The 15,255-nt window shown below is 72.5% G+C and carries 16 protein-coding genes; 11 read left to right on the top strand and 5 right to left on the bottom strand.

Features of this window, described 5'->3' with window-relative positions:
• The first annotated feature begins 118 nt into the window (after positions 1-118).
• Positions 119-1,210 carry a bifunctional succinyldiaminopimelate transaminase/glutamate-prephenate aminotransferase gene (locus tag ACF1A1_RS14550; RefSeq protein WP_391999880.1) on the top strand — a complete coding sequence of 364 codons (1,092 nt, stop codon included), beginning with the start codon at positions 119-121 and terminating at the stop codon, positions 1,208-1,210.
• A gap of 146 nt (positions 1,211-1,356) precedes the next feature.
• Here ACF1A1_RS14550 and ACF1A1_RS14545 read toward each other — a convergent pair whose 3' ends face one another.
• Together ACF1A1_RS14545 and ACF1A1_RS14540 are read right to left on the bottom strand one after the other, a co-directional pair.
• Complete coding sequence (locus ACF1A1_RS14545; protein WP_391999879.1) at positions 1,357-1,791, bottom strand: ATP-binding protein; 435 nt, start codon at positions 1,789-1,791, stop codon at positions 1,357-1,359.
• A gap of 334 nt (positions 1,792-2,125) precedes the next feature.
• Positions 2,126-3,130, bottom strand: a complete 1,005-nt coding sequence (locus tag ACF1A1_RS14540; RefSeq protein WP_391999877.1) for a heavy metal transporter — start codon at positions 3,128-3,130, stop codon at positions 2,126-2,128.
• A 94-nt stretch (positions 3,131-3,224) separates the two neighbouring features.
• Between ACF1A1_RS14540 and dapE the strand changes: the two genes are divergently transcribed.
• Both dapE and ACF1A1_RS14530 read left to right on the top strand, forming a co-directional pair.
• Complete coding sequence (gene dapE / locus ACF1A1_RS14535; RefSeq protein WP_391999875.1) at positions 3,225-4,304, top strand: succinyl-diaminopimelate desuccinylase; 1,080 nt, start codon at positions 3,225-3,227, stop codon at positions 4,302-4,304.
• 117 nt (positions 4,305-4,421) lie between these two features.
• Complete coding sequence (locus tag ACF1A1_RS14530) at positions 4,422-5,180, top strand: TIGR00730 family Rossman fold protein (RefSeq protein ID WP_391999874.1); 759 nt, start codon at positions 4,422-4,424, stop codon at positions 5,178-5,180.
• 63 nt (positions 5,181-5,243) lie between these two features.
• Here the strand turns inward: ACF1A1_RS14530 and folP are convergent, their stop codons facing one another.
• Positions 5,244-6,104 (bottom strand): dihydropteroate synthase, encoded by an 861-nt coding sequence (gene folP, locus ACF1A1_RS14525; protein ID WP_392000195.1) that lies wholly within the window; start codon positions 6,102-6,104, stop codon positions 5,244-5,246.
• A 131-nt stretch (positions 6,105-6,235) separates the two neighbouring features.
• On the opposite strand from folP, the gene ACF1A1_RS14520 reads away from it, so the two are divergent.
• Positions 6,236-6,586: a DivIVA domain-containing protein gene (locus tag ACF1A1_RS14520; protein ID WP_392000193.1), complete on the top strand. Its 351-nt coding sequence runs from the start codon at positions 6,236-6,238 to the stop codon at positions 6,584-6,586.
• Positions 6,583-7,167, top strand: coding sequence for a DNA-3-methyladenine glycosylase I (locus tag ACF1A1_RS14515; RefSeq protein WP_391999872.1), 585 nt, complete (start codon positions 6,583-6,585; stop codon positions 7,165-7,167). The genes ACF1A1_RS14520 and ACF1A1_RS14515 overlap by 4 nt, the downstream gene beginning before the upstream one ends.
• A 16-nt stretch (positions 7,168-7,183) precedes the next feature.
• Here the strand turns inward: ACF1A1_RS14515 and ACF1A1_RS14510 are convergent, their stop codons facing one another.
• The gene (locus ACF1A1_RS14510) at positions 7,184-7,987 is read right to left on the bottom strand and encodes an enoyl-CoA hydratase/isomerase family protein (RefSeq protein WP_391999870.1); all 804 of its coding nucleotides are present in this window, start codon (positions 7,985-7,987) and stop codon (positions 7,184-7,186) included.
• Between the two features lie 366 nt (positions 7,988-8,353).
• On the opposite strand from ACF1A1_RS14510, the gene ACF1A1_RS14505 reads away from it, so the two are divergent.
• Positions 8,354-8,521, top strand: a complete 168-nt coding sequence (locus tag ACF1A1_RS14505; RefSeq protein ID WP_003966491.1) for a DUF3117 domain-containing protein — start codon at positions 8,354-8,356, stop codon at positions 8,519-8,521.
• A 112-nt stretch (positions 8,522-8,633) separates the two neighbouring features.
• Here ACF1A1_RS14505 and ACF1A1_RS14500 read toward each other — a convergent pair whose 3' ends face one another.
• Positions 8,634-9,332, bottom strand: coding sequence for an O-methyltransferase (locus ACF1A1_RS14500; protein WP_392000192.1), 699 nt, complete (start codon positions 9,330-9,332; stop codon positions 8,634-8,636).
• A gap of 235 nt (positions 9,333-9,567) precedes the next feature.
• Here ACF1A1_RS14500 and sigE point away from each other — a divergent pair, with 235 nt between their 5' ends.
• The 5 genes from sigE (at position 9,568) to ACF1A1_RS14475 (ending at position 15,081) form a co-directional block, all read left to right on the top strand.
• The gene (gene sigE, locus ACF1A1_RS14495; RefSeq protein WP_392000190.1) at positions 9,568-10,278 is read left to right on the top strand and encodes an RNA polymerase sigma factor SigE; all 711 of its coding nucleotides are present in this window, start codon (positions 9,568-9,570) and stop codon (positions 10,276-10,278) included.
• On the top strand, positions 10,275-11,255 hold the full coding sequence (locus ACF1A1_RS14490; RefSeq protein WP_391999868.1) for an anti-sigma factor family protein: 981 nt from the start codon (positions 10,275-10,277) through the stop codon (positions 11,253-11,255). The genes sigE and ACF1A1_RS14490 overlap by 4 nt, the downstream gene beginning before the upstream one ends.
• Positions 11,256-11,406: 151 nt before the next feature.
• The gene (locus tag ACF1A1_RS14485; RefSeq protein ID WP_391999867.1) at positions 11,407-13,602 is read left to right on the top strand and encodes a trypsin-like peptidase domain-containing protein; all 2,196 of its coding nucleotides are present in this window, start codon (positions 11,407-11,409) and stop codon (positions 13,600-13,602) included.
• Between the two features lie 201 nt (positions 13,603-13,803).
• Positions 13,804-14,250, top strand: a complete 447-nt coding sequence (locus ACF1A1_RS14480) for a sec-independent translocase (RefSeq protein WP_391999866.1) — start codon at positions 13,804-13,806, stop codon at positions 14,248-14,250.
• A 171-nt stretch (positions 14,251-14,421) separates the two neighbouring features.
• Positions 14,422-15,081: a hypothetical protein gene (locus ACF1A1_RS14475; RefSeq protein ID WP_391999864.1), complete on the top strand. Its 660-nt coding sequence runs from the start codon at positions 14,422-14,424 to the stop codon at positions 15,079-15,081.
• Positions 15,082-15,255: the final 174 nt, after the last annotated feature.

Genomic DNA, 15,255 nt, shown 5'->3' with positions numbered 1-15,255 from the left:
CGCCGCCTCGGTCCCGTACGCCCTGATCGCCTCGGTCGCCGTACGGGACCGAGGCGTTTGCCGTACGAGTGGCGTACGGGGCCGTCGAGCCGTACCGACGAAAGAGAGCCAGTACACCGTGTCCGCAGTCTCCGACCGTCTGCCCACCTTCCCCTGGGACAAGCTGGAGCCGTACAAGAAGACGGCCGCCGCGCACCCGGACGGCATCGTCGATCTCTCCGTCGGCACCCCGGTCGACCCGGTCCCCGAGCTGATCCAGAAAGCGCTGATCGACACGGCGGACTCCCCGGGCTACCCGACGGTCTGGGGCACCCCGGCGCTGCGCGACGCGATCACCGGCTGGCTGGAGCGCCGCCTGGGCGCCCGCGAGGTCACCCACCGCCACGTCCTGCCGATCGTCGGCTCCAAGGAACTGGTCGCCTGGCTCCCGACCCAGCTGGGCCTCGGCCCCGGCGACAGGGTCGCGTACCCGCGCCTGGCCTACCCGACGTACGAGGTCGGCGCCCGCCTGGCCCGCGCCGACCACGAGGTCTACGACGACCCGACGGAGCTCGACCCCGCCGGCCTGAAGCTCCTCTGGCTGAACTCCCCGTCCAACCCGACGGGCAAGGTCCTGTCGAAGGCGGACCTGACGAGGATCGTCGCCTGGGCCCGCGAGCACGGCGTCCTGCTCTTCTCGGACGAGTGCTACATCGAGCTGGGCTGGGAGGCGGACCCGGTGTCGGTCCTGCACCCGGAGGTCAACGGCGGCTCGTACGAGGGCATCGTCTCGGTCCACTCCCTGTCGAAGCGCTCGAACCTGGCCGGCTACCGCGCGGCCTTCCTCGCGGGTGACCCGGCCGTCCTCGGCCCCCTCCTGGAGATCCGCAAGCACGGCGGCATGATGACGTCGGCACCCACCCAGGCGGCGGTGGTGGCCGCCCTGGGCGACGACGAGCACGTCCGCGTCCAGCGCGAGCGATACGCCGCCCGCCGCGCCCTCCTGCGCGACGCCCTCCTCGCCCACGGCTTCCGCATCGAACACAGCGAGGCCAGCCTCTACCTCTGGGCCACCAGGGACGAGTCCTGCTGGACCACGGTCGGCCACCTGGCCGACCTGGGCATCCTGGTCGCTCCCGGCGACTTCTACGGCCCGGCCGGCGAGAACTTCGTCCGGGTGGCGCTGACGGCGACGGACGAGCGGGTGAGGGCCGCGGTGGAGCGTCTGTAACCGCTGTGCAGCGTCGGTAACCGCTGTGCCGGGTGCCGTCGCACAGGCGCCCGCCCCTGCCGGTGTGAGCGCACAGGGCGACGGGGCCCAGGAAGGTACCTGGACCCCGTCGCCCTTCGAGCCCGTGGTCAGCCGAGAGCCCGTGGTCAGCCGAGCGGCAGCGTCTCCGCCTCCGGCAGCCCGCCCTGGGTGAGCGACGCCGTCGGCAGGCCGCCCTTCGTCGCCGTCGTCGCGGTGTCGTCGACGACACCGCCGGCGGAGCCCGTCGTCGCGGCGACCGCCTTCTGCGCCGTCGGCGCCGCCTTCCGCACGGCCTTGTCGCCGGTCCTGCCCGCGGCCGGCACCGCCTGCTCCACCGTCTTGCCGCCGGTCACGGCCGGGGTCCCGGTGACGTCCTTCGCCGCGCCCTCGACCGTGTGACCGACGTTCGCCCCGTCCAGGGCGGTGAGGCCGCCGAGCTCCGGGGTGGCGGGCAGGGCGGGGGCCGCGCCGGCGGAGCCGGCCGCACCGACCCCGGCAGCCGCTCCCGCAGCGACGAGCAGCGCGGCACGGGCGATCCTGCGGGTCAGGGGGAGGGACATGATGCTCCTTAGACGGAAGGAAACGGTAATGACACTGAAATGTCCGACCGTGCCCGGCGGTTGAGCGACCGGTTGTCGATCGTCCGGGCTCGGACGCAGTGACTACCGCTCGAAGTCCGCGAAGGTTGCGGACCGCCAACGTAAAGAGTTGGCAATGTGTCGCATTATCGGCTGCGGATAAAAACGGGCAAAGGGCGCCCGGTGTGAAAGTCCGCCAAACCCTTGCGGCCCTTTGTTTCCAACGGTTTCGGCGCATGGGGAGTGAGGCCGCGAAAAGCTGACCGCGCGGCGTCCCTCATCCGCGCTGCATAACCCCCGCGGGTGATGGCCCGTACTACTGCGCGGTGACGATCCGCACGGCGCTCGTCCCGGCGCCGGCCGCCGAACCCGAGACCCCGGCGGCCTCCGTCCCGCCGGTCCTGGTGGCCCGCCACGTGCTGTCGGTGTTCCCGGCGACCCACTCGCGGCCGGCGTACCCGACCCGCTCGATGTGCAGGGCCGAGGCGTTGGCCACCGCCCAGTGGGCGAGCTGCCAGCCGCGCTCCCGGACGCCGCGGCCGGCGGCGGTCTCCGCGGTGACGGGCAGGGTCACGGTCCGCCCGCTGGTCTCGACGGCGGGCGTGACCGCCTCCGCCGCACCGGTCTCCGTGCCGGTCTCCGTACCGGCCTCCACGCCCGCCTCCTGGAGCGCGTCGCGCCCGAAGTCCCGAACGAGCGCGGCGCGCACCGCGGCCGGACCCGTGGCCGTCGCGGTCTCGGCAAGCCCCTCGCAGGTCAGCGTGGCCGCCGCGGTGCCCGTGAGCGCGGCGGCCAGCAGCGTGGCGTCCGGCTCGTGCTTGGCGTACGCCTCCGGGTAGCCGCTGCGCTGCACACGCTGCGCGGCGACGGTCAGGGGCAGCCCGGTGTAGTCGGGGACCTTGGCGAGGTGCTCGTAGAAGATGTTCGCCGCGTAGGTGGGGTCGGTGACCTCCCGCGCGGTGCCCCAGCCCTGCGAGGGCCGCTGCTGGAACAGGCCGAGCGAGTCCCGGTCGCCGTGGTCGAGGTTGCGCAGCGCCGACTCCTGGAGCGCGGTGGCGAGCGCGATGGTCACGGCCCGCTCGGGCATGCCCCGGTTGGTGCCGACGGCGGCGATCGTGGCCGCGTTCACCGCCTGCTCCGGGCTGAACTCGTACGTCGTCCCGTCACCCTGTGCGGAAACGACTCTGCACCCCGGCTTCCCGGCGCCGCCGGTGACGTACTGGACCACGACATAACCCGCGACGGCGGACAGGGCCACACAGGCCGCCCCGAAACGGAGGAGGCGGCCGCGGCGCTTGGGGGAGGGTGACGGCTCGGGCACGCGTACAAGGTACTGGAGAGTACGGAAACCGGGGAGACGGAGGAGAAACGGTGTGCCCGGCGCGACGAGCAGGCGGCGCGTTAGGGTCGACGGCATGGCCGAGACCCCGCTTGACCTCACCCTGGACGCCGCACTCCTCACGGCACAGCTCGTCGACTTCCCGTCGGAGAGCGGCACCGAGAAGCCGCTCGCGGACGCGATCGAGGGCGCCCTGCGCGCACTGCCGCACCTGACGGTGGACCGCTACGGCAACAACGTGATCGCGCGCACGAACCTGGGCCGCCCCCAGCGGGTGATCCTCGCCGGCCACATCGACACGGTCCCGATCGCCGACAACGTCCCCTCCCGGCTGGACGCGGACGGCGTGCTCTGGGGCTGCGGCACCTGCGACATGAAGTCGGGCGTCGCGGTCCAGCTGCGCATCGCGGCCACGGTCCCGTCCCCCAACCGCGACCTCACCTTCGTCTTCTACGACAACGAGGAGGTCGCCGCGGAGCTGAACGGCCTCAAGCACGTCGCCGAGGCCCACCCGGAATGGCTGGAGGGCGACTTCGCGGTGCTGCTGGAGCCGTCCGACGGCCAGGTGGAGGGCGGCTGCCAGGGCACCCTGCGGGTCCTGCTGAGGACGAAGGGCGAGCGGGCCCACTCGGCGCGCGGCTGGATGGGCTCCAACGCGATCCACGCCGCGGCCCCGATCCTCGCCCGCCTGGCCTCGTACGAGCCGCGCTACCCCGTGATCGACGGCCTGGAGTACCGCGAGGGCCTCAACGCGGTCGGCATCACGGGCGGAGTCGCGGGCAACGTCATCCCCGACGAGTGCGTCGTCACGGTCAACTTCCGCTATGCGCCGGACCGTACGCCGGAGGAGGCCGTCGCCCACGTCCGCGAGGTCTTCGCCGACTGCGGGGTGGAGGAGTTCGTCGTCGACGACCACAGCGCCGCGGCCCTGCCCGGCCTCTCCCACCCGGCCGCCGCGGCCTTCATCGAGGCGGTGGGCGGCACCCCGATGCCCAAGTACGGCTGGACGGACGTCTCGCGCTTCTCGGCGCTCGGCGTCCCCGCCGTCAACTACGGCCCGGGCAACCCGCACCTGGCGCACAAGCGGGACGAGCGCGTGGAGACGGCGAAGGTCCTGGCGGGGGAGGAGAGGCTGCGCGCGTGGCTCACGGCGTGAGGCGTCCCGAGGGCCTCGCGGCCGAAGGCGCTCCACGGCGGACACGCCGACGTCCCCCGTCCGTAACCCGCGTAGATCTACGCTGAGGTGGAACATCTGCAAGCGGAGGGAGCTCACATGGCTACCGGCAACCCCGAGGGCAAGAAGCAGCCACCGGAGGAACAGCGCCTGGGACCGGTCCTCCGGAGGCGGGACCAGGTGCAGGCGAGCACCACGGACCAGCGACTGCTGGACGAGCGCGCCCCCTCGGACTGGGTCCACACGGACCCCTGGCGGGTGCTGCGCATCCAGTCGGAGTTCATCGAGGGCTTCGGCACGCTCGCCGAACTCCCCCCGGCCATCAGCGTGTTCGGCTCCGCCCGGACGCCCGTGGACTCCCCGGAGTACAAGGCGGGAGTGCGGCTCGGCCGGACCCTGGTCGAGGCCGGCTGGGCGGTCATCACGGGCGGCGGCCCGGGCGCGATGGAGGCGGCCAACAAGGGCGCCTGCGAGGCGGGCGGCGTCTCGGTGGGGCTCGGCATCGAACTCCCCTTCGAGCAGGGCCTGAACCCCTACGTCGACATCGGCCTGAACTTCCGCTACTTCTTCGTCCGCAAGATGATGTTCGTGAAGTACGCGCAGGGCTTCGTCGTCCTGCCCGGCGGCCTCGGCACCCTGGACGAACTCTTCGAGGCGCTCACCCTCGTCCAGACCCAGAAGGTCACCCGCTTCCCCATCGTCCTGTTCGGTACGGAGTACTGGGGCGGCCTGATCGACTGGCTGAAGAACACCCTGATCGCGCAGGGCAAGGCGTCCGAGAAGGACCTCCTCCTCTTCCACGTCACGGACGACGTGGAGGAGGCGGTGACGCTGGTGTCCAAGGAGGCGGGCCGCTAGCGCCTGCTCGTACCGCAGGCCGCGAAGCGGGCCACCACCGTCGGGGCCCGCTTCGCGGCCGGCCTACACGAGTCCCCGCCGTGCCACGGCCGGCTCCCGGTGGCCCGCGATCGACGCCACCATGTCCAGGACCTGCCGCGTCTCCGCGACCTCGTGCACCCGGTACACCTGAGCGCCGAGCCACGCCGACACCGCGGTCGTCGCCAGGGTGCCGACCACCCGTCCCTTCACCGGCCGGTCCAGGGTCTCCCCGACGAAGTCCTTGTTGGACAGGGAGACCAGCACCGGCCACCCCGTCTCCACCATCTCCCCGAGCCGCCGCGTCGCCTCCAGGCTGTGCCGGGTGTTCTTGTTGAAGTCGTGCCCCGGGTCGATCAGGATCGACTCCCTCGGCACGCCCAGCCCCGCCGCCCGCTCGGCCAGCCCCACGGTCACCCGCAGGATGTCGGCCATGACGTCGTCGTACGTCACCCGGTGCGGACGGGTCCGGGGCTGCGCGCCTCCGGCATGCGTGCACACCAGCCCCACCCTGTACCGCGCCGCGACCTCCGCCAGCCGGGGGTCGACACCGCCCCACGCGTCGTTCAGCAGGTCCGCGCCCGCCTCGCAGACGGCCTCCCCGACCTCGGCCCGCCAGGTGTCGACGCTGATGACGACGTCCGGGAAGCGCCGTCGCACCTCGGCCACGAAACCGACCGTCCGCCGCGCCTCCTCGTCGGCGGTCACCTCTTCGCCGGGCCCGGCCTTCACCCCGCCGACGTCGATGATCGCGGCCCCTTCCGCGACCGCCTGCTCGACCCGCGCCAACGCCGGCTCGTCACGGAAGGTCGCACCCTGGTCGTAGAAGGAGTCCGGGGTCCGGTTCACGATCGCCATGACGACCGGCTCGTGCCTGCCGAACTCACGCCTGCCCAGCCTGAGCATCCCCTGTGACCTCTCCTGGTACGTCCTGGACATCCGCCGCCTGCGACCCTAACCGGCACACCCGCATGGCACGATCGGACCCTGACACATTCGACACCGAGCACAGCGAGCGTGGGGACCCACCGATGGTTATGTTCTTGTTCCTGGTCGTCGCGCTCGCCGTCGTGGTCGCCGCGGTGACACTCGCCGTGGTGGGCGGCGGCGAGGGCACCGGCCCGCTGCCGGAGGTCGCCCCCGAGCGACTGCACGACCCGTTGCCCCCGGACCGCCCCCTCAACCGGTCCGACGTCGACCGCCTCCGCTTCCCGCTCGCCGCCCGCGGCTACCGCATGGCGGACGTCGACGACGCCCTCAACCGCCTCGGCGCCGAACTGGCCGAGCGCGACGCCCGGATCGCCGAACTGGAGTCCGCCCTGTCCGCCGCCCGGATGCCCGAGCCCCACGTCTCCATGGAGAAGCCCGCGCAGGGGGAGTCGCGGTGAGCGACGGCACCGCCCTCGCCGGTCCGGACGGCGCCCTGCGCTGCCCCTGGGCCCTGTCCACCGTGGACTACGTGACGTACCACGACGAGGAGTGGGGCCGCCCGGTCCACGGCGACGACGCCCTCTTCGAACGCCTCAGCCTGGAGGCGTTCCAGTCAGGCCTGTCCTGGATCACCATCCTGCGCCGCCGCCCCGGCTTCCGTACCGCCTTCGCCGACTTCACGATCACGTCCGTCGCCGCCTTCACCGACGAGGACCGCGAACGGCTCCTCGCCGACCCCGGCATCATCCGCAACCGCGCCAAGATCGACGCCACCCTGGCCAACGCGCGCGTGCTGGCCGACTGGACCCCGGGCGACCTGGACGACCTGATCTGGTCCCACGCCCCCGACCCGGACGGCCGCCCGGCTCCCAAGAGCCTCGCCGACGTCCCGGCGGTCACCCCGGAGTCGACGGCCCTGTCCAAGGCGCTGAAGAAGCGGGGGCTGCGGTTCGTGGGGCCGACGACGGCGTACGCGCTGATGCAGGCCTGCGGACTGGTGGACGATCACCTGGAGGCCTGCGTGGCGAGGCGGGGCTGAGCCCCGCCCCGGCCGGTCACCTTCCCAGGTACTTCGGCCTCTCCTTGTTCACGAAGGCCTGCACCGCGATCGCGTGGTCCTCCGACTGCCCCGCCCGCGTCTGCAACTCGTCCTCCTTCTCCAGCGTCTCCGCCAGCGAGTGCGAGAACCCGTAGGCCACGGCCTCCTTCAGCGCCGCGTACGCGACGGTCGGCCCCTCCGCCAGGGCCCGTGCCACCTTCGCGGCCTCCTCGCGGAGCGCGGCCGCGGGTACGACCCGGTTGGCGATGCCCAGCTCGTACGCCTCCTGGGCCTTGACGCTGCGCGGGAAGAGCAGCAGGTCGGTGGCCCGGCCGGGGCCCACCACGCGCGGGAGCGTCCAGGAGACGCCGGAGTCGGCGGTCAGCGCCACCCCGGCGAACGAGGTGTTGAAGGCCGCGGTGTCCGCCACGATCCGGTAGTCCGCCGCGAGCGCGAAACCGAAGCCCGCCCCGGCGGCGACGCCGTTCACCGCCGCGACCACCGGCTTCGGCGCCTCGGTCAGCGCCCGCACGATCGGGTTGTAGTGCTCCCTGACCGTGGTCATGGTCTGGCCCGAGCCGGTCTCCCGGTCGGTCGCCAGCAGCCCGATGTGCTCCTTGAGGTCCTGGCCGACGCAGAAGGCCCGGTCACCGGCGGCGGTCAGCAGCACCGCGCGGACGGCGCCGTCCTCCGCGGCCGAGCGCACCGCCTCCCGCAGGGCGATCTTGGTCGCGATGTTCAGCGCGTTCATCGCCTCCGGGCGGTTCAGGGTGATCGTCGCGAGCCCGTCGCTCACCTCGTAGAGCACGGTGTCGGCCATGGGATGTCCCCTCCGGTGTCACGGCTGCGGCGTACCGACCGGTACGCCCGTCTCCGAAGGACAGCATGAAGGAAGCGCACCGCGCAGCACGTGTGACCTGCGTCAAAGAATTCGGGACGATTTCCGGTGGCCGGAAGTCGGTGCAGGCGCGCAGTATCGCAGTCACATCGCCGAATTGAGTGGTTTTGCTCGCGCGCGTTGCGCAAGCGATGCCGACCGATGTTGGTCATCGGGTCCTGAGATGCGGGATAATGGCCGGGAAGCAATGTGTTCGATGCCGGTGTCGCGTGCCCCACACTGGATGGCGCGTGCCCTTCACGGGCCGTCGGCTTTGACGATGAGCTGGTTTCAGGAAGGGGAACGAGCATGGCGGCCATGAAGCCGCGGACGGGCGATGGCCCGCTCGAGGTGACCAAGGAGGGGCGGGGCATCGTCATGCGCGTTCCGCTCGAAGGCGGCGGTCGACTCGTCGTCGAGCTGACCCCTGACGAGGCCGACGCGCTCGGCGACGCCCTCAAGAAGGTCGTCGGCTGACGCGCAAGCGACCATACTCTTTCAGCCGCCCCGGCATCCTCTTGGTTGCCGGGGCGGCTGTTTCACCCCCACACCGCTCGCCGTCACACCTCTCGGCCGGGCGAACCAGCGGTCACCGCTTGACCGCGCACAGCAGCCCGTCCCCCACGGGCAGCAGCGACGGCACCAGCTCCTGGCTCTCGCGTACGGCGCGCAGCAGCTCGCGGATTCGTATGACCTCCGTCGGCTGCGGGCCGGAGTCGATCGTGCGGCCGTTGGCGAAGACGCCCTCGAACACCACCAGCCCCCCGGGGCGCAGCAGCCGCAACGATTCGTCGAGGTAGTCCATGACCTCGAGACGGTCGCCGTCGCAGAAGACGAGGTCGTAGCCGGCGTCCGCGAGGCGGGGCAGGACGTCGAGCGCGCGGCCCGGGATGAAGCGGGCCCGGTTGCTGGCGAAGCCGCAGGCGCGGAACGCCTGCCGGGCGAACTGCTGGTGCTCCGGCTCGGGGTCGACGGTGGTCAGCACGCCGTCGGGGCGCATGCCGTGCAGCAGGTGGATCCCGGAGACGCCGGTGCCGGTACCGATCTCCGCGACCGCCTTGGCGTCCACGGTGGCGGCGAGCAACCGCAGTGCGGCGCCCGTGCTGGGCGACACCGAGCGCAGCCCTGCCTCGCGGGCCCGGTCGCGGGCCCAGCGCAGCGCTTCGTCCTCGGCGACATAGGCGTCGGCGAACGCCCAGCTCGTCTGCCGGTTGCCGGTAATGACCCTCTCCTGTCCCCGTGGTTGCCTGGGCGTGACTGTATCCGTTGGCGCCGGGAACCCGCAGATGGGACCGGGCGTTTGAAGGGGTGGGAAGAACGACGGGGGGACACGGTTGGATCACGACGAGGGACGCGTCCCCGAGCAAGTGCTGACGCAGCCGTATGAGCCGTATCAGCACAGATCAAATTCTCGTAAAACCGCTTATCCGGAGCTAACGGGCGAGGTGGCTATGGTAGGGGCTCCACTGGACACCACCAGAGCCGACAGGGGAGGTGCGGCTGCACCTGTGGATCAGGGAGGAGTGCTGCGGCGCTTTCTCGGGTCGGCGGGCAGGCCGAAATCCGTGAACGACACTGCTGACCACAGCCACGCCGCCGGCCTCACCGCCGGCCGGCCCCAGACCGCGACCTTCTCCACCGACGCGGACGGGCAGGCGTGGACTCCGCCCACGTGGGAGGAGATCGTCAGCATGCACAGCGGCCGGGTCTACCGGCTCGCCTACCGCCTCACGGGCAACCAGCACGACGCCGAGGACCTCACCCAGGAGGTCTTCGTCCGTGTCTTCCGGTCCCTGTCGACGTACACGCCGGGCACCTTCGAGGGCTGGCTGCACCGCATCACCACCAACCTCTTCCTGGACATGGTCCGCCGCAAGCAGCGCATCCGCTTCGACGCGCTCGGCGAGGACGCCGCCGAGCGGCTGGCCAGCAAGGAGCCCACCCCCCAGCAGGTCTTCAACGACGCCCACTTCGACGCGGACGTCCAGCAGGCCCTCGACACCCTCGCGCCGGAGTTCCGCGCCGCGGTCGTCCTGTGCGACATCGAGGGACTGTCGTACGAGGAGATCGCCGCGACGCTCGGAGTCAAGCTCGGCACGGTCCGTTCGCGCATCCACCGCGGCCGTTCGCAGCTGCGCAAGGCGCTGGCCCACCGCTCGCCCGAGGCGCGCGCGGAGCGGCGCTCCTTCGTGGCCCGCGTGCCCGCTCTGGGAGGAGGGGGCGCGACCGCGTGAACGGATCCCGGCACAACCCCGCCGAGCGACTCCTGGCGGAACAGCACCTCGGCGACCGGCTCTCGGCCCTCGTGGACGGCGAGCTCGGTCATGACACGCGGGAGCGCGTGCTGGCGCACGTGGCGACCTGCCCCAAGTGCAAGGCGGAGGTCGACGCCCAGCGCCGGCTGAAGAACGTCTTCGCGGAAGTGGCCCCGCCCACCCCCTCCGAAAGCTTCCTGGCCCGTCTCCAGGGGCTCCCCGGAGGAGGTGACACGGACGGCGGCGGAATGCCGCTCGGGGGAGGGTTCGCCGACCGCTTCGACTCCCGCCCCGGAGCGGCCGGAGTCTTCGGAGTGAAGCGGAACGAGCCCTTCGAGTTCGGTTACGTGCCCGCGCGTGAGCACGGATCCGTGCTCACGCCCGCCACGGAGCGCGGTTTCCGCATCCACGCCGTCGGCCGTGGCGACGCCGAGCGTTCGCGGGGGCTGCGGTTCGCCTTCGTCGCCGCCGGCGCGGTGTCGCTGGCCGCGATCGCCCTGGGCGGGGTCAACACGGGTCCCCCGATGGTCGACACGGACGCCCGCGGCGGCTCCGGCAGCAATGTCACTCCGGCCCGCACCCCCGCCACCGGCTCCACGACGGCCCCCGACAACCAGCGCCGCCGTACCGCCGGGCCCCTGCTCGCCCAGGGCGGCCAGCTGCTCGGTGAGACCCCGGTCGCACCGACCCAGGTCTCCGCGCCACTGCTGCCCGGGGTGCCGGCCCCGGCCATGGTCCATGCCGGCCAGGCCGCCCTGCACGGGCTGACCACGCCCGTGGTGGCCGGCGCCGCCGCCATGTCCCCGCTGATACGTCCGCTCGGCACCACCCCGCCGATCGCCCTGACCTCGTGGTCCACCACCCCCGAGGTCACGGCACCCGGTCTGCTCGCCGCGCCCGTCCCCGCCACCACCTCCCCCCCGACCACCTCCCCCTCTCCGCAGAACGCCCGCTGATCCGGTCCCGGCGCCGGTACGCCGCGAACCTGGTTGAATCCTCGGAGGACCGCTCCCATGCCCGGCGGCCGGGCACGGGGGCGGCGTTCGACGAGCTACGGCCCCCCCGCCGACGAGCCATGCCGCGACGGGGCCCGAGTGCGGGGAGAGCATGAACGAGGGGAAGCCCCCTAAGGGGAAGTGGTGGAGCCGGCCTCGACCGCAGAGCCCTGCCGGGCAGGAGAGCGGGCGGGACAGCGGGCGGGAGGACACCGAGGGGGACTTCGAGCTGGCGCGGCCCGTGGGGGCGGCGGCGGTGGAGGAGAGCGCCGGGGGACCGGTCGGCACATCCGACGGCGGCCCCCAGGACGGTGACTACGAACTGAGCCGGCCGGTGGGCGTGAGTGCTCCGGCGACGGACACGGACACCGGGGTGGGAACCGAGACGGCCCAAGCCGCCGCGGGGGAGTCCGTGGCGCCGCCTGCTCCGGTGGCCGAGCCGGCATCCGTGCGGGAGCGGCACGCCGAGTCGGCCACTGAGTCGGCCACCGCGTCGGCCACCGAGTCGGCCCCGCCGGACCCCGCGGACCAGGCGGCCGACCCCGCCGAGTCCACCCCTCTGCCCTCGGCCACGGGCGACCGTCCCCAGCCCCTGCACGACCCCGACCCCTACAGCACCCCGCCGTACGGCGAGCCGGGCCCCTGGGCGCCCGCACCGCCCGTACAGCACCCGGCGGCAGTCCCACCCACCCAGGGCACGCCCCTGGCCACGCCCCCGCCCGGCATGCCCACGCCTGTGCCCGGCACGCCCACGCCCCTGCCCCCCATGCCCACGTCCGCTGCGGGCATGCCGGAGCCCACGCCGGCCATGCCCGAGCCAGTCCCCGGCATGTCCACCTCCGCGCCCGGCACGCCCGCCCCCGCCATGCCCGAGCCAGTCCCCGGCATGTCCACCTCCGCGCCCGGCACGCTCACCCCCGGCATGCAAGCGCCCGCCATCCCGGCGCCCGAGCCCACCCCCGCCACACCGGCTCCCGCCGCCACCATGCCGCCCGTCCCGTCCACCCCCGGCGCTCCCCATCCGCCCGTGCCTCCGGTCGCCGCCGGAGAAGCCCCCGCACCGGCACCTCCCACAGCCCCCACACCCCCGGTGCTCCCAGCCTCCCCGACCTCTCCCGGCGCCCCCTGGCAGCGCTACGACCCCTGGTCCACCGCCCCGCTCCAGCAGACCGGCGCCGCCGTCCCCACGGAGCAGCAGCGGCGTAAGCGGGTACGGAAGACGCTGGTCGGTGGGGCCCTGACCCTCGCTCTGGTCTCCGGGGTGCTCGGCGGGGTCGTGGGCGTCCATCTGGAGCGCAACGGCGGGTTCGACGGGGTGGAGCTGCCGCAGGCCTCCGCGGAGCCCACCGCGCGCGCCGCGGACAGCGTGGCCGGGATCGCCGCCCGTGCCCTGCCCAGCGTCGTCACGCTGCACGTCAGCGGCGGCGAGGAGTCCGGCACCGGTACCGGCTTCGTGCTCGATTCGCTCGGCCACATCCTCACCAACAACCACGTCGTCGAGCCCGCCGGTTCCGACGGTGGGATAACCGTCGTCTTCAACGGCGGCCAGACCGCCGAGGCCGAGATCGTCGGCGGGGACAGCGGCTACGACCTCGCCGTCGTGAAGGTGAGCGGGGTGAAGGGGCTCAAGCCCCTCAACCTCGGCAACTCCGACAACGTCCAGGTCGGCGACCCGGTCGTCGCCATCGGCGCCCCCTTCGACCTGGAGGGCACGGTCACCTCCGGCATCATCAGCGCCAAGGAGCGGCCCATCACGGCCGGCGGCGAGAGCGGCGACGGCAGCGACATGTCCTACGTCGACGCCCTGCAGACCGACGCGCCCATCAACCCCGGCAACTCCGGCGGTCCCCTCCTCGACGTGCGGGGCCGCGTCATCGGCATCAACTCCGCCATCCGGTCCGCCGCCGACGGCGCCGACCCCGAGAGCGGGCAGGCGGGTTCGATCGGCCTGGGCTTCGCCATCCCGATCAACCAGGGCAAGCGCGTCGCCGAGGAGCTGATCAACACCGGTAAGGCGACCCATCCGGTCATCGGGGTCACCCTCGACATGGACTACGCGGGAGACGGCGCCCGTGTCGGCACCCAGGGCCGCGACGGCGGCTCCCCGGTCACCCCGGGCGGCCCCGGCGACCGGGCCGGCATCCGGGCCGGAGACGTCATCACCGAGATCGACGGCCAGCGCATCCACTCCGGCGAGGAACTGATCGTCAAGACCCGCGCCCACCGCCCCGGCGACCGGCTGGAGCTGACGATCGAACGCGACGGAAAGGAACGCTCCCTCTCCCTGGTGCTCGGGTCCTCCGATTGACAGGAACTTCACAGATCGGGCCACGAAATACGGCCCCACTGGGCAAACAACGCGGAAAACAGGTCGTCCGTACTCACTCGGACACCTCTGGAAGGTACCGGTCGGACAGGTGCGACAGGTACCGTGGACCCGGCCCGGACCACGGAAGACCCGAACTGACCACCGAGGGCCGAGGACCGCGGACATCGCAAGGAGCTTCAGGTGTTCAATGACATAGGACCGCTCGAGCTGGTGACGATCTTCGTCCTGGCCGTGCTCGTCTTTGGTCCGGACAAGCTCCCGAAGGTCATCCAGGACGTGATGCGCACCGTCCGGAAGATCCGTGAGTTCTCGGAGAGCGCCAAGCAGGACATCCGGCAGGAACTCGGACCGGAGTTCAAGGACTTCGAGTTCGAGGACCTCAACCCCAAGACGTTCATCCGCAAGCAGCTGGACAACGACGAACTGGGGCTGAAGGAGATCCGCAACGGCTTCGACCTGAAGAAGGAGATGGCCGAGGTCACGGAAGCGGTCCACAGCCACGACGCGGAGGCCTCTGCCGCGTCGTCGTCCTCGTCGTCTTCGTCCGGTGGTCGCATCGACCTGTCGAAGAAGCCCGAGGAGCCGGCCAAGGACACCCGCCCGGTCTTCGACGCGGACGCCACCTGAACCACACGCGCCTCCCCGGTGTGAGGGGGCGCACGCCCCACGCGCCGGGCGGCTTCCCCCCAGCCAGGAGCGGGATGGCTATGCTGCCTGGTTGTTGTGCGGACCGGACGAGTACGCCCGAAGGGGGGCGGGCCGGGGCGGTCCGGCGAGAGCGAGGAGGCGTCCGGGCACATGGAGACGACGAGTCGGGCAGTCGCGCAGACGCCGGCCGCGGAGGGCGGGCAACCCGTCCCCTCCGGTCGGCGTACGGTCGACGGCTACCTGGAGGCGCCCTTCCCGTGGTACGGCCTCGACGAGGCCTTCACGGGACCGCGCTGGCTGATGCAGGTGGGCACGGCGGCCGACGGGGCCGTCGAGCACGGTTCGATCGGGCACGGTGACGAGCCCTCCGTACGGCACGAGACGGCCGGCGAGGACCGCGGGAAGTTCGCGGTCGTCGTGACCGTGGCCGCGAGCCCGTCCCGCCGGAGCGCCGACGGCACGGGGCTGCTGGAGGCCACGTCGGTCTCCTCGGCGGCGTGGCTCGCCGGGGTGGGGCTGCTGTCCTTCACCTGGCCCGGCCAGATGGACCACAGCCTGCGCGACGACTGGCTGGAGCAGCAGACCGAGACGGCGTGGGTGCTGGCCGACGACCTCGCCGGCCCGGACTGGTCCACGCTCTCCCTTCCGGTCGACGGCGTGCCGACCCCCTTCCACTACCGCGAGTCCGAGTTCGGCTGGGTCCTGGCCGGCTCGACGAAGGAAGGGGTGCACGTGGGGGCGTACGGGAGAGGGATGAGCGCGTACGGGCTCGGCTTCGCCATGATCAAGGACATCGCCGCCTACGCGTGACGAAGGGGCGCCGTGGATTTCCCGGCGCCCCTTCGTCGTAGGGCTTCTTCACGTCGGCGACTGCGGGCCGAGCGCGGACCGACTGTGGTCCTCGCCCCGTGGTCCGCGCGCCGTGGTCCTGGCGCCCACCCGGCGGAGCCGCATGCCGATACGGCTCCGCGTCCCTCGCGGCGC

The sequence above is a fragment of the Streptomyces sp. NPDC014995 genome (assembly GCF_043080745.1).
GTDB lineage: Bacteria > Actinomycetota > Actinomycetes > Streptomycetales > Streptomycetaceae > Streptomyces.
The sequence above is the reverse complement of the archived record's forward strand: the minus strand, read 5'-3'. Positions and strand labels throughout refer to the sequence as shown.